Source organism: Haladaptatus sp. DYF46 (assembly GCF_021083305.1).
GTDB lineage: Archaea > Halobacteriota > Halobacteria > Halobacteriales > Haladaptataceae > Haladaptatus.
Map to the genome: position 1 here is coordinate 330,602 of NZ_JAJFAY010000001.1, position 12,470 is coordinate 343,071.

14 protein-coding genes are annotated in these 12,470 nt (G+C 64.5%); 3 read left to right on the top strand and 11 right to left on the bottom strand.

All coding sequences use genetic code 11. The features are described from left to right. Window positions 1-49 precede the first annotated feature (49 nt). The 3 genes from LJF34_RS01790 to LJF34_RS01800 all read right to left on the bottom strand — a co-directional run bounded on the left by LJF34_RS01790 (window position 50) and on the right by LJF34_RS01800 (window position 1,482). The gene (locus LJF34_RS01790; protein WP_231182918.1) at window positions 50-490 is read right to left on the bottom strand and encodes a plastocyanin/azurin family copper-binding protein; all 441 of its coding nucleotides are present in this window, start codon (window positions 488-490) and stop codon (window positions 50-52) included. Window positions 491-571: 81 nt separating this feature from the next. After that, window positions 572-997, bottom strand: coding sequence for an FAD synthase (locus LJF34_RS01795; protein WP_231182919.1), 426 nt, complete (start codon window positions 995-997; stop codon window positions 572-574). After that, window positions 994-1,482 carry a Mov34/MPN/PAD-1 family protein gene (locus LJF34_RS01800; RefSeq protein WP_231182920.1) on the bottom strand — a complete coding sequence of 163 codons (489 nt, stop codon included), beginning with the start codon at window positions 1,480-1,482 and terminating at the stop codon, window positions 994-996. Before LJF34_RS01800 ends, LJF34_RS01795 begins: the two co-directional genes overlap by 4 nt. A gap of 181 nt (window positions 1,483-1,663) precedes the next feature. Between LJF34_RS01800 and LJF34_RS01805 the strand changes: the two genes are divergently transcribed. Further along, window positions 1,664-3,574 (top strand): DHH family phosphoesterase, encoded by a 1,911-nt coding sequence (locus tag LJF34_RS01805; RefSeq protein WP_231182921.1) that lies wholly within the window; start codon window positions 1,664-1,666, stop codon window positions 3,572-3,574. 12 nt (window positions 3,575-3,586) lie between these two features. On the opposite strand, the gene LJF34_RS01810 is transcribed toward LJF34_RS01805, so the two are convergent. Next, window positions 3,587-5,272 (bottom strand): phospholipase D-like domain-containing protein, encoded by a 1,686-nt coding sequence (locus LJF34_RS01810; RefSeq protein WP_231182922.1) that lies wholly within the window; start codon window positions 5,270-5,272, stop codon window positions 3,587-3,589. A gap of 76 nt (window positions 5,273-5,348) precedes the next feature. Here LJF34_RS01810 and LJF34_RS01815 point away from each other — a divergent pair, with 76 nt between their 5' ends. Then, the gene (locus tag LJF34_RS01815; protein ID WP_231182923.1) at window positions 5,349-5,594 is read left to right on the top strand and encodes a hypothetical protein; all 246 of its coding nucleotides are present in this window, start codon (window positions 5,349-5,351) and stop codon (window positions 5,592-5,594) included. Here the strand turns inward: LJF34_RS01815 and LJF34_RS01820 are convergent. The 7 genes from LJF34_RS01820 to cofD form a co-directional block, all read right to left on the bottom strand. Continuing rightward, a complete protein-coding gene (locus tag LJF34_RS01820) occupies window positions 5,588-5,740 on the bottom strand; it encodes a hypothetical protein (RefSeq protein ID WP_231182924.1) in 153 nt (50 codons plus the stop codon). The two genes, LJF34_RS01815 and LJF34_RS01820, sit on opposite strands and share 7 nt — an antisense overlap. A gap of 80 nt (window positions 5,741-5,820) precedes the next feature. After that, a complete protein-coding gene (locus LJF34_RS01825; protein ID WP_231182925.1) occupies window positions 5,821-7,080 on the bottom strand; it encodes a HEAT repeat domain-containing protein in 1,260 nt (419 codons plus the stop codon). A 57-nt stretch (window positions 7,081-7,137) separates the two neighbouring features. Beyond that, window positions 7,138-7,860 carry a protein sorting system archaetidylserine synthase gene (locus LJF34_RS01830; RefSeq protein ID WP_231182926.1) on the bottom strand — a complete coding sequence of 241 codons (723 nt, stop codon included), beginning with the start codon at window positions 7,858-7,860 and terminating at the stop codon, window positions 7,138-7,140. Window positions 7,861-7,951: 91 nt separating this feature from the next. Further along, a complete protein-coding gene (locus LJF34_RS01835) occupies window positions 7,952-8,542 on the bottom strand; it encodes a DUF447 domain-containing protein (protein ID WP_231182927.1) in 591 nt (196 codons plus the stop codon). Continuing rightward, complete coding sequence (locus LJF34_RS01840) at window positions 8,539-9,375, bottom strand: triphosphoribosyl-dephospho-CoA synthase (protein ID WP_231182928.1); 837 nt, start codon at window positions 9,373-9,375, stop codon at window positions 8,539-8,541. Before LJF34_RS01840 ends, LJF34_RS01835 begins: the two co-directional genes overlap by 4 nt. Further along, window positions 9,372-10,115 (bottom strand): tRNA-dihydrouridine synthase, encoded by a 744-nt coding sequence (locus LJF34_RS01845; protein WP_231182929.1) that lies wholly within the window; start codon window positions 10,113-10,115, stop codon window positions 9,372-9,374. Before LJF34_RS01845 ends, LJF34_RS01840 begins: the two co-directional genes overlap by 4 nt. Continuing rightward, window positions 10,115-11,107, bottom strand: a complete 993-nt coding sequence (gene cofD / locus LJF34_RS01850; RefSeq protein WP_231185025.1) for a 2-phospho-L-lactate transferase — start codon at window positions 11,105-11,107, stop codon at window positions 10,115-10,117. Before cofD ends, LJF34_RS01845 begins: the two co-directional genes overlap by 1 nt. Window positions 11,108-11,182: 75 nt before the next feature. Between cofD and LJF34_RS01855 the strand changes: the two genes are divergently transcribed. Further along, on the top strand, window positions 11,183-12,418 hold the full coding sequence (locus tag LJF34_RS01855; RefSeq protein ID WP_231185026.1) for an HD domain-containing protein: 1,236 nt from the start codon (window positions 11,183-11,185) through the stop codon (window positions 12,416-12,418). The last annotated feature ends 52 nt before the right edge of the window (window positions 12,419-12,470 follow it).

A 12,470-nucleotide genomic window follows, 5' to 3' on the forward strand; every position in this document is an offset into this window, starting at 1 on the left:
CGACGCTTTGCGTTTCGTTTTTTGAAACCCGACCGGCGAGAGACGTCCCTTATTTTTCCGTGACGACGACGACGCCGGACATGCCCGCTTTCTCGTGTGGGATACAGAAGTAGGCGTAGTTTCCGGGCACGGTAAACGTGTGTTCGTACGTTCGCCCTTGGTCGACCGCACCCTTTCCTTGGGTCCACGCGTCGCGTGCCGCCCGTTCGGTGTCGTAGCCACCGGACGCGAAGTAGTCGGCATCGTCCGGAATGCCGTCCTCGTAGGCGGTGACGCTGTGGCGTCGCATGCCGGTGTTCTTCCAGATGACGGTGGTTCCGGCTTTCACCTCGAACTTCGTCGGATGGAACGCCATCGCACTCATCCCGATGTCGAAGTCGTCGCCCGAGGTGGACCCGGACCCGGATCCCATGTTCATCACGCTCGAACACCCTGCCAAGGTGGCGGATGTCGCGCCGACGACCCCGGCCAAAAACGCTCGGCGGTTCATGGCTCACGTTCGGTCTTCCCGGCGTATATGTCTCTCGAAACGCGGGTCAGTGCGAAACGGCAAACGAAGTCGAGTTCGTCCTCAGCAGCGCTCCTCGCAGATTCGGTCGATGATTCGACCGGTCGAGAGGAGTTCGCCCTCGTCGGAGTCCAGCGGCGAGGCGCGTCGGACGACGCAGTCGATACCGCGGCGGTCGAGTTCGGCCTCGATGGCGTCGTCGTCGTGGTGCTGGTCGTAGCCCAACACGATGATGTCCGGGTCGAGTTCCTCGATGGGGACGAAGATGTCCTCCGGGTGGCCGACGACCGCGTCGTCCACGACGCCGAGCGCCTCTATCATGTCCCGCCGTTGACGATTCGGCAGAATCGGCGGTTGCTTGTGCGTTACGTTCTCCCGGCGGGCGATGATGACCGACAGTCGGTCGCCCATCGCCGCGGCGTCGCGGAGGTAGTGGACGTGGCCGGGATGAAGGATGTCGAAGGTTCCCTGTGCGAGTACGTGTGTCACTTGTCTTGCAGCTCCTCGTCGATGTCCGCCTGCGTGAAGTCGAAGAACGATTCCGCTTCGGGGAGTTCGACGTCGAGGACGTCGAGCCGTTGTGGGTTCCCCTTTCGGTCGAACGCCTGCCAACTCTTCCGCTCGTAGGGTGCGCCGATGATGATGTGGACGGTCCCTTTCTGGAACGTCCCCAAATCCGTGTCGCTCGGCCTGAGAACGCCGTTCGGGTGCGAGTGTACCGAGCCGACGGCCCTGATGTCGTTGGGGATGGTGCTCGTCTTCACCGTCGCGCTGACGCTGTTCGACTCGGTGCCGGGCATGACGAGTACGTCGGTGATGACGAGACCCTCGCGGTCGAGGCCGAGTTTCCTCGCCTCCTCGCCGCGGAGATAGCCCATGTACTCGTTCGGATGGGCATCGCGGGAGGCTTCGAGGGCGAACGTGAGTGCGCCCTCCGCGATGCCGAGAATTTCGTTCGACCGGAACAGCCGCATGTGATACACTCCGACCGCCCGCGTTCTAAACGTTGCGAAGGGAACGGCGCGGTGTGGGACGATTCCGACTACGGAGCCGTGTTCGCGAACGAGCGGTCGAGAGCGACCCGAAACGAATCGGTTCGCGGCCGGAACGCAGTTGCAAAGCGTTAAAAATAGCGCGGCCGAAAGGACGCACAAGATGAACTCCTCTCAAGACGGTCCCGATGGTGGACCGGATACCCCCGTCGTCTACGAACTCGCGGCGGACTGTACTCTCTCCGACACGTCCGAAGGAGAACTGTATCACGCCGTCGTCAACGGTGTCGTCGATTACGGCGTCTTCGTCGACCTCTCCGACTCGGTCTCCGGTCTCGTTCACGAATCGAATCTCTCTACGTCGTACGACGTCGGCGACGAACTCGTCGTCGAACTCGTCGAAGTCCGGGACAACGGCGACCTGAGTTTCACGCCGGCCGATGCCGACGATGCCGAAACCGTCGCCGTCGCCCACGAGTACGAAGTCGCCGAAACCGGAACACTCTCCGAACAGATCGGCGATACCGTTCACCTCGAAGGCGAAGTCGTTCAGATAAAACAGACGGGCGGCCCGACGATATTCCACGTGAGCGACCACACGGGCATCGTCCCCTGTGCCGCCTTCGAGGAAGCGGGCGTCCGCGCGTATCCCGAAATCGATATCGAGGACCTCGTTCACCTCGTCGGCGTCGTCGAGGAACGCGAAGGGTCCCTCCAAGTCGAGGTCACGTCGCTCACCGCGTTGGAGGGCGAGGAAGAGGACGTCGTCCGCGACAGAATCGAGACGGCGCTCGACGAGCGAGCGGAACCGCACGACGTGGAGCCGCTCATCGAATGGCCAGCGCTGGAACAACTGTTCCCCGATCTCCGGGAAATCGCAAAACAGCTCCGCCGTACGGTCCTCGAAAGCCGACCGATTCGCGTTCGTCACCACGCCGACGGCGACGGAATGTGTGCCAGCCTCCCGGTCGAACTCGCGCTCCAGCGATTCATCGAGGAGACCCACCAAGCGCCCGAGGCGAAGCGTCACCTGTTCAAGCGTCTGCCGAGCAAGGCACCGTTCTACGAGATGGAGGACGTGACCCGCGACCTGAACTTCGCGCTCGAAGATCAGGCCCGACACGGCCAGAAACTCCCGCTCCTGCTCATGCTCGACAACGGGAGCACGGAGGAGGACGTTCCCGCGTACGCCAACCTCGCACACTACGACATCCCGATTCTCGTGGTCGACCACCACCACCCCGACCCGGAAGCCGTGGACCCGTACGTCGACGGCCACGTCAACCCGTACCTCTACGACGAGGATTACCGCATCACGACGGGGATGATGTGCGTCGAACTCGCGCGGATGATTTCGCCGGATATCACGGACGAACTACGCCACGTTCCCGCCGTTGCCGGAATCTCCGACCGCTCCAAGGCGGACGCGATGACGAAATACGTCGAACTCGCCGAATCCGAGGGCTACGACGAGACGTTCCTCTCCGACATGGGCGAAGCGCTCGATTACGGGGCGTTCTGGCTGAAGTACGACCCCGGACGCAACCTCATCAACGACGTGCTCAACGTCGGCTGTGACGACGAGGAACGCCACCGGGAACTCGTCTCGTTCCTCTCGGAGCGCGCCGAGGCCGATACCGAACGGCAACTCGACGCCGCGATGCCGCACGTCAAACACGAACGATTGGCGAGCGAGGCGCACCTCTACCGCGTGGACGTGGAAAACCACGCCTACCGCTTTACCTACCCGCCGCCAGGAAAGACGACCGGCGAAATCCACGACCGCAAGGTCAAGGAGACGGGCGAACCCGTCATCACCATCGGCTACGGGCCGGACTTCGCCGTCCTTCGAAGCGACGGCGTCCGCCTCGACATCCCCGAGATGGTCACGGAACTCAACGAGGAAATCGTCGGCGGCGGCGTCAGCGGCGGCGGCCACCTCGTCGTCGGGAGCATCAAGTTCGTCAAGGGAATGCGCGAGCAGGTTCTCGACGCACTCGTCGAAAAGATGGCCGACGCGGAACTCGACGAGGACCTCCAGAGCACGACGGTCGGACACCAGCAGGACGACTGACGCTTTCGACGGTCAGCGTTCGAACCGAATCTCACGTTTTGCGATCCAAATCGCACCAGCGACGCCGATAGCGACGAACCCGGCGAGACCGACGGGGAACGTGTTTTCGTTCGTTCCCCAGTCCGCACCGAAGACGCGGGTATAATATGCACCGGCCGCATCGCCGTGGAGGACGACGGCGACTTCCCGGTTCTCGCGGGCGGAGTGGTTGTTCCAGTTGAGACTGCCGACGACGACGTGGCGTTCGTCCACGACGACGCCTTTGGCGTGAATCTTCTCGTACCCGTCCGGTCGGGCGAGTTTCGCTTGCAGGGGTAGCCCCTCCGCGTCCGCCCGTTCGTTCAGCCAGTCCACGACTCGCCGGTTATCCTCGCTGACGTACCACGCGCTACCGAGCAGGATTCGAACCTCGACGCCGCGACGGGCGGCGGCCAACGTCGCGCGGACGAACGGTTGGTCGATGCCGCCCGCCGTCATCTGCTGGACGGAAATTGAGTCGTTCGCCGAGCGGAGGAGCGAGAGGACGCCCGATTCGGCGTTATCCGGTGCGGTGAGCACGTCCACCGAATCGACGGACACGCGTTTCGCGGGGAATCGCGTGGGATAGCTCTCGTTCGCGGGCGTCACAGGATTGAACGTCCGTCCCCTCCGAAAATCCGCCCACGAAACCGTGTCGTTCCACGACGTGTCGGCGACGAACACTTCGCGGAGGTCGGTTGCGGCGTCGCCACCGACGACGACGCCCCACCCGCGACTGGCGTGACCGCCGACGCCCGCCGGTTTCCAGTTTTCCGTCATCACGACCGCCTCGTCGTCCGCGATGGCGTATTTCGCGTGATGGAAGTCGTACCGACCCCGTTCTCCGCCGATCACTTCGACGGTGACGCCGTTTCTCGTGAGTCCATCGAGAACCGTCGCCTCGCGATTCGAGATACCGCCGACCGGCGCGTCGTCGACGACGACGTGGACGTTCACACCCCGGTTTTTCGCCGCGACGAGCAGGTCCGCGATGCGACGGGACGTGAACGAGTATCCGGCGAGGAGGATGCGACGGTTCGCGTTCCGAAGCGTTTCGACCGGGACTTCGGGATCGTCCGGGAGTACGAACACCCGAGCGCTCGTGGCCCCCGACCGGGAGATGGAGAAATTCGTCGCGCCCAGCGGTCGCCACTCCTCGGCCTTCGGTCGCCAATACTCGCCCTCCGGGGCATCGACGTAGCGAACCGAATCCACGCGCCCCCGCGTGGAGTTCCATTCGGTAGCTTCGCCACTCTCATCGATTTCGACGGTCGTTTCTCGTCGCAGCGTGATCGTCTCGCCCGAGTTCGCGAGCGAGAGGTTCGAAAGGGAAAGGGTACGAAGCGGAGTGAGGGACTCGGTACGGTTCGGGGCCGTGGAGAACGCGACCCGTCCCGAAACGGTCCGCGCGGGCAGGCGAGCGGTCGATTCGTCGTCGGAAAGCGTCCACCCCGAGAGGTTCGTCTCGTTCGGGAACGAGACGACGACGAACTCGCCGACGTCGTCCATCGCCACGGGGTTCGGATAGACGGCGACGATGGTCGGCAAGCGGGTCGATGGCAGGGCGGACGGTGCCGATTCTGGGGGTGTTCTCGCCGTCCGAATCGGGGCTGCTGGCGTCGCCGACGCTGGGACGGAGGCGAGTACCAAGAGGGCCGCGAACGCGACTTTGGCGAACACGGGAGGTTCTGGTTTCGTCTTCCAATATAAACGCTCGGAGCGGTGGATTTTTGTCCGCTACCTTCGCCTTACCAGTATGGTCGACGTTCCGATTATACTCGAACTGGCGGGCTATGCGTTGGGTGCTGTCGGCGCGGTTCTCGTCTTCTTCGAGTTCTTCCAGATACCGAACTACATCGAGTACGACCCGGACTACAACGATTACACCCTCGATATCTCTCCGATGGAGGTAAAACAGCACACGTGGATCGGGCGCGTCGGCGCGTTCTGCATCGCCGTCGCGTTCGCACTGGAGTTCTTCGCGACGTTCCTCGCTCAGTGAGCGGGGTGGACGATTTCCGCACAGGACGGGCATTCGGCGAACCGTTCCTGCCCTTCGTTGGTGTCGTACTCTATCAGAAGATAGCCACTGGTAATGGTTCCTCCACAGTTCGGACACGTCCCAAGCCGGGCAGATTTGGTCGCCATGAACCTCTCGGTCCAAAAACGGGTTCGATATACTTCGTTATTGACCGATTACGCGTCGGCAAGGGATGCTTACCGGCCGACTACAGCGCCTTCTCGGCCTCGCTCTGGACGAGATATGCGCGGTCGTCGGAGTACTCTCGGACCGAATCGAGCGCGCTTTCGGTGCCGATCTGGTTCAGCGCCCACGCGGCGCTCGCGCGAACGGAATCGTTCTCGTCGTTTTCGAGCGTGTCCGAGAGCGGTTCGATGGCTCGCGTGTCGCCGATGCGACCCAGTGCGCGTGCGGCGTAGCTTCGGACGTCCGGGTCGTCGGCGACGAGTTGATCAGCGACTTCCTGTGTCACCTCGTCGCTTCCTATTTCGCCGAGCGCCTTGATGACCGTCTTCGCCATTCCGGGGTCGGCATCGACGTAATCGACGATGGTGTCGATGGCGTCCTCGCTGCCGGTCTTGCCGAGGATACTGATGGCGTCCTTGTCGCGGCGCTGGGCGCGCTGGAGCATGGGTTCAACCGCGTCCTCGTTGCCCATCCGTTCGAGCGATTCCAGGCAGTGACGTTCCATGAAGTTTGACTGGAGCGAATCGAGCGCGAGGAGGACCATGTCGACGCGGTCACGTTTCTCCCACACCTTGAGCGCGCCCCACTCCGGTGGGTAGTCCTTGCGGTGATTGAGTACGTCGTAATATCCCTCGGCTTCGAGCTGTTCGCGGGTGGACAGGTCGCTCCACTCTTCGGCATCGTCGATGCCGGATTTGAGTTCCTCGGTCGCTTCGACGAGCGTTTCGATGGTGTCCGCGTCCTCGTCCGGGTCGAGGTCCGCGTCGCCGATGGCGGTCGCCGCGGTTTCGAGGATTTCGGCGAGGTCGTCCGCGTTGCGCGAGAGCGTCACGCTGAAATCCGTTTCGAGCGTTTCCTGTACGGTCTCGGCGAAGGATTCGACGACGGTGACGAGTTCCTCGCTCCCGTCGTCGGTCCATCGCGTGTCCGTGATGGTCGAAGCGGCGTCCTCGACGTCGCTGATGACGTCTTCGGCGTACGGGCCGCGCTGGTCTTCGAGTTCGTCACGGAGGTCCGAGAGGTGCGTCTCCAGTTCCTCGCGCGGGTCCTCCGCGTCCTCGTCGTCCTCGTCCGGTTCGGGAAGGTCGGCGCTTTCGAGCAGCCCTTCGATCTTGTCGAGTTGCGCCTCGACGACGTCGAGTTCGGCTTCCGTGTCCGCCGCTTCGAGTTCGGATTCCGCGCTTTCGAGTTGCTCCTCGATGGTCTCCGCACTCACGAGTTCCGTCTCCTCTTCGGCTTCCGCGTCGGAGTCCTGTGTCTCCTCGGCGTCTTCGTCGCTCATGCGTCCACCCCCGGCTGTGCCGTTGCTCTCATATGCGAAAAATTCGGACCGTAGCCATCAAGAGCGTTTCCCTTCTGTCGTCTTCGTCGGGGTCGGCTTTCCCTCCGTCTCACGCCAGTAAAACCCCGGCGCGAGGACGAGATAGGCCAGCGCGAGCGTCAACAGGGCGTACGGGAACGCCCGGCCCTTGAAACCCGGAACGAGAACCGCGAGCGAGTGGACGACGCCCATGATGAGCGCGTCGCGGGCCAATAGGTCGGGGTAGGTTATCGTCGAGACCATCAGCCCGGCGAGGAGATAGGTGAGTGCCACGACGACCATCGGGTCGGTGAATCCCGCGAGGACGCCGGCGGCGAGGACGACGGACGCGAGCGTCGTCGGAATCCCCTCGGTCACGTCGTCGTCGGTGTCGTAGGCGGTGTACAGCCCGAGCCTGACGATGGCCATGGCGACGAACAGCGCCCCGCCGAGCGTCGCGATCGTCACGCGGAGCGAATCGTAGCCCCACGTTTCTCGCACGACGGCGACGACCAGCATCGCGGGTGCGACGGAGAACGAGGCGACGTCGGCCAGCGAATCCAGATACGGTCCCGCCGCGGAACTGCCGACGTGGCGGGCTAACACCCCGTCGAGTCCGTCGGCCACCGCCGCGAGTAGAATGAGGCGCGCGGCCAGCCTCGGGGCCGTGGTGGCGACCGAAACCGCCAGAAAGCCGAGCGCGGCGTTCGATACCGTCACCGCGTCGGCGAGCGAAAGCCGACCCACGAACCGGGGTTTCATACTCGGCGGGTAGTGCGACCGCGAGTGATACCTCTTTTGAAATCACCCCGACCCGTCGGAGAACGGAACGGTCAATACATCTACACGTCCCTCACCACTCGGCCAACTCTCGAATCCGGTCGAACGCGGCGCTCTCGCGCTCGCCGCCGCACGTCCGCGCGACCTCCTCGAAGTAGTCCAATCGGGTTCGGAGTTCCGAGGAGTCATAGCCCTCGACGCCCAACCGGGACGCCGCAACCGTGGCTTCAACGACCGCGGCGAACCCGCGATTGGTCAGCAGAACCCGCCGTTTGCGAACCTCGGATTCGACCGGCGTCAATTCCCATTCCTCCCAGCGTGTTCCGTCCGTTTCCCCCGCACCAATTTGCTCGGCCTCTATTTCGACCCACGCGTCCGCGGAGTCGAGTACCGATTCCGCTTCCTCCCGAATCGAGAGTGCGGCCTCCGCGAAATCCACGGGGTCGCGGGTGAACTGAACGACGCCGCCGCCCCGTCGGTGGAAGTTCCGCCGGGTCCGGGTGTTTCCCCACGTTCGGGCCGTTATCGGGTCGTCGTCACGATTGTCGTCGTTTCCAGCGTGAAGTCCGAGAACGGCCACGTTCCACAAGCCGTTCGGGCCGAGCGTCGTGACGACTGATTCGGTCACGCCCCGCAGTTCGACCGGCCAATCGGCGTGCGTCACGGCGAGATACCCCGCTCCAGCGCGATGAACAGGCCACCCGCTACGATGTCGGCAGTCGTACCGGGATTGATCCCCTCCTCGACCAGCGAGTCCGCGAACGCCGTGACGAGTTCCGGGTTCCCCTCCCGCGCCTCCTGAAGTGCCTCCTGTGCCCGGACGAGGACGCTCTCCGCGACCTTGTTCCCGTGTCGCTTCGCCACGAAGGTGTCCGGTTCACGGGCGAGGAATTCGAGGTACACTTGGGCCGCACGCGCCGAGATACCGCCGTCCAGTTCCGCGATTCGGTCGCTGGCCTCGAAGGTTCGTTCGAACCCGTTCGCCCACTCGCGGGCGACACCGTCGACGTCCTCGCTGAGTTCCATCACGTCGTAGAGCGTGAGATCCCCCTCCCGGAGGGCGGAAATCGCGTCACTTCCGCGGCGAACGTCCAGTTCGTCCATCCCCTCCGGCGGGTCGGTGACGGCCACGTCGACGTATTCGAACGCGCGGTAGAACCCCTCCGCGTCCTCGACCGTCGTCGCCTCCGCGACCTCCGCCACGCCGTCCGGCGACAACTCGTCGGCCTTCACTAGCGGAATCAACAACAGCAACGCGCCGAACTGCGTGTTGCCGCCCTCCTGCTGGCTCATACCTTCGACGGCCTCCTCGAACGCCTCGCCGACGGGCGTCCCCTTCTCGGCCGCTCTGAGACCCGCACCGGACCCGATTGCACCGGCGAGGAAGTGTTCGAAGCGCAAATCGGGAAAATCCCGGTCGCGGTCCACGTTTCCGGGTTTGGGCGTCCCGGCGACTTCCAACAGCAGCGCGAGTTGCGCGTGTTCCGCGGGCGTCACGCCACCACCTCCGCGAACCACTCGTCGGTCGCACGGCGGACGCGGGAGAGCACCTCTGTGTCGTCACTCGGTCGTCCGACGCTCACCGCGTCCGCTCCGTAGTCGAGGTACTCGGCGACCGTCGCCTCGTCGCGGACGCCGTTGTTCGCCACGAGGAAGCAATCGGTGGCGTCCGCGACGTCCGCCACGACGTGTTCCGAATCCATCGCGTCGATGTGGACGATTTCCGCGCCCGCCGCGACGACCTGTCGTGCAACCTCGGGCAGATTCACGCCGGGGACTTCGGTTCGAACTTTGACGCTCACGGTCGCTCCCCCGTCGGTCGCCGTACGGACCTGCCGACGGAGGCGGTCCGGGTTCCGAAGGAGCGATTGTCCGGCACCGACCGCACACATCTCCTCCTGTCGGCAGTGGGCGTTGAGTTCCAGTATCGCGTCGTGGCGCGAACACACCGCCGCCGCTTCCCGAATCGGCGGCAGGGTGGCGGAACGAACGTTGACCGCGGGTCGAACCGGCACGTCCGCGAGCGCGGCGAGTTGTTCGTCCACGAACGCGACGGGATCGTCAGGCAGGAACTCGTTTCGCTCGCGCGACACCAACTGCCGGGCCGTATCCCTCGTCGCCTCGTCCAGCGCGATGCCGCCCAGAAACGCCGCACCGACGTGTTCGGACGCGGTTCGCGCCCAATCCGCGTCGGATTCCCCGCTGAGGCTGGCGACCGCGACCCGTGGCGCGAACATCACGCGACCTCCAGCGCGTCGCTCACGGTGCGGGCGACGCGCGCTGCGTCCTCCGCGTCGTCCATCTTCGTGTCGGTGCGAACGGTCGGGCGGTCGAGCGTCGTTCCGTCTTCCTCGTCCAAGACGAAGGCGTCCGCGAACGGGTACGCCTCCGCCACGCCCGCCGTGCTCGGTCGATAGCCGACCGCGTCCATCAGTTTCGCCGCTGGCCCCGAGAACACGCGGTCCTCGACGAACGGCGAAACGGCGACGACCGTGGTCGATTCGAGCGCCTCGCGGAAGGCGTCCATGGCGAGCATCGGGCCGATACTCGTCACCGGGTTCGACGGGCCGATGACGACGGGGTCGTCCGTCAGCGCGTCGAGTGCGGTTGTCGACGGTCGGGCCTCGCTCGCGCCGCGGAACTCCACGTCCGTGACTTCGGGTTCGCCGCCGCGTGCGACCCAGAACTCCTGAAAGTGCATCTCCCCGTCGGGTGTGTGGATGATGCTCGCGACGGCGTCGTCGCTCATCGGAACGACGTCCATCGGCGAGTCGAACGCGTCAGCCAGAATCCGCGTCGCCTCGGTGAGCGTCTTCCCCTCGTCCAGCAACCCCGTCCGGGTGACGTGAACCGCTCGGTCGCGGTCGCCGAGGAGCATGAACTCCGCGATGCCAGAGAAGCGTCGCCAGCGGGCGATGTCTCGACCCGCAGTCTGCCGGTCGTCCGGGAGGTATCGCGGCCCGTCGGCGAGTCCCGCCGACTCCGCGAGACGGAGGAGTTCGTCGTGCGTCGCCGTCGTGTCGTCCGCGATTCCCCACCACATCTCGCGGTCGAGGACGCCCCCTTGCTGGAACAGCACCGTATCGATGTCGGGGCAGACGAGGAGTCCCCCGAGTTCGACGTCGTCCCCCGTGTTGCCGACGACGGTCGTCTCGTCGCGCGGGAAAATCGACCCGGACCCGTCCAACAGTTTGGGGGTCCCGGTTCCTCCAGAGAGAAACGTGACCATGCTTCGGATTCCTTCGAGAGAGGGCATAAAGCCTCGTCCTTCGGTTTTTATACCATGACGGGCAACGTTCTCGCAATGAAGACTATCAAGGACAGCGTTCACGACCACATCGAGGTCGATGGCGTCGCGGGCGATCTCCTCGATACGCACGCGGTTCAGCGACTCCGACACATCACGCAACTCGGAACGGCCCGTCTCGTCTATCCCTCCGCGAACCACACGCGATTCGAACACAGTCTCGGCGTCTACCACCTCGCCCGTCAAGCCCTCACCAACCTCGGTATCGAGGGAGTGCAAGCGGAGCGCGTTCGCGCGGCCGCCCTCCTCCACGACATCGGCCACTCGCCGTACAGCCACACCATCGAGGACCTCATCCATCGCCGAACGGGGAAGTACCACGACGATGTGTACGACCTCCTCGCGGAATCGGAGGTCGGTGACATCCTCCGCGACCACGCTCTGGACACGGACACCATCGCCGGACTCATCGCGGGCGAGGGCGAACTCGGGCAGGTCGTCTCCGGCGAACTCGACGTGGACCGGATGGACTACCTCGTCCGCGACGCCCACCACACCGGGGTTCCGTACGGCACCATCGACCACGAGCGACTGACGCACGAACTGACGTTCTTCGACGGCAAACTCGTCCTCGCGGAGGGGAACGTCCAAACCGCGGAGAGCCTCCTCGTTGCCCGTGCGCTGATGAACCCGACGGTGTACAACCACCACGTCACGCGAATCAGCAAGTCGATGCTCCAGCGGGCGAGCGAACGGCTCCTCGACTCGCCGGACATCGACGCCGAACGGTTGCGACGGATGGACGATCACGACCTGCTCGTCGCCCTCCGTACGAACCCTGAAACCGCCGAACTCGCCCGACGGCTGTCGGACCGCGACCTCTACAAGCGTGCCGTGTGGGCCGAGATGGTGGACGTTTCGGACGACATCATCGACGCGGACCACGACACCGTCCGCGAGTACGAAGACGACATCGCGGAGTGCGCCGACGTGGATTCGGAACTCGTCACGCTCGACGTTCCGAGCCGCCCGACGATGACCGAGTCGTCGTCGCGCGTCGTCGTCAACGGCGAGATTCGCCCGCTCGCAAAGCAATCGACGCTGGTGCGAGCGCTGCAGCAAGTCCAACGCGACCAGTGGCGACTCGGGGTGTACACGTCGGCCGAGGAGACGGACGCGGTCGGACGGGCGGCCGAACGCGTCCTCGGGTTGGAAACTGACGGCGCGCTCGTCAACGACATTCGAACGGGCGTTCGGACGACGCTGACCGATTTCGAGGAAGAAGAGGAGTAGAGGGAACCCGAATGAGTGTTCGCGGCGGGCGACGAGGCGTTTAAGTCCGACA

Bases quoted from the DNA above. Each gene is read 5' to 3' on its own strand.
- LJF34_RS01790 (WP_231182918.1), bottom strand. From the start codon at position 490: ATGAACCGCCGAGCGTTTTTGGCCGGGGTCGTCGGCGCGACATCCGCC.
- LJF34_RS01800 (WP_231182920.1), bottom strand. From the start codon at position 1,482: ATGCGGCTGTTCCGGTCGAACGAAATTCTCGGCATCGCGGAGGGCGCA.
- LJF34_RS01805 (WP_231182921.1), top strand. From the start codon at position 1,664: ATGAACTCCTCTCAAGACGGTCCCGATGGTGGACCGGATACCCCCGTC.
- LJF34_RS01815 (WP_231182923.1), top strand. From the start codon at position 5,349: ATGGTCGACGTTCCGATTATACTCGAACTGGCGGGCTATGCGTTGGGT.
- LJF34_RS01820 (WP_231182924.1), bottom strand. From the start codon at position 5,740: ATGGCGACCAAATCTGCCCGGCTTGGGACGTGTCCGAACTGTGGAGGA.
- LJF34_RS01825 (WP_231182925.1), bottom strand. From the start codon at position 7,080: ATGAGCGACGAAGACGCCGAGGAGACACAGGACTCCGACGCGGAAGCC.
- LJF34_RS01830 (WP_231182926.1), bottom strand. From the start codon at position 7,860: ATGAAACCCCGGTTCGTGGGTCGGCTTTCGCTCGCCGACGCGGTGACG.
- LJF34_RS01845 (WP_231182929.1), bottom strand. From the start codon at position 10,115: ATGTTCGCGCCACGGGTCGCGGTCGCCAGCCTCAGCGGGGAATCCGAC.
- cofD (WP_231185025.1), bottom strand. From the start codon at position 11,107: ATGGTCACGTTTCTCTCTGGAGGAACCGGGACCCCCAAACTGTTGGAC.
- LJF34_RS01855 (WP_231185026.1), top strand. From the start codon at position 11,183: ATGAAGACTATCAAGGACAGCGTTCACGACCACATCGAGGTCGATGGC.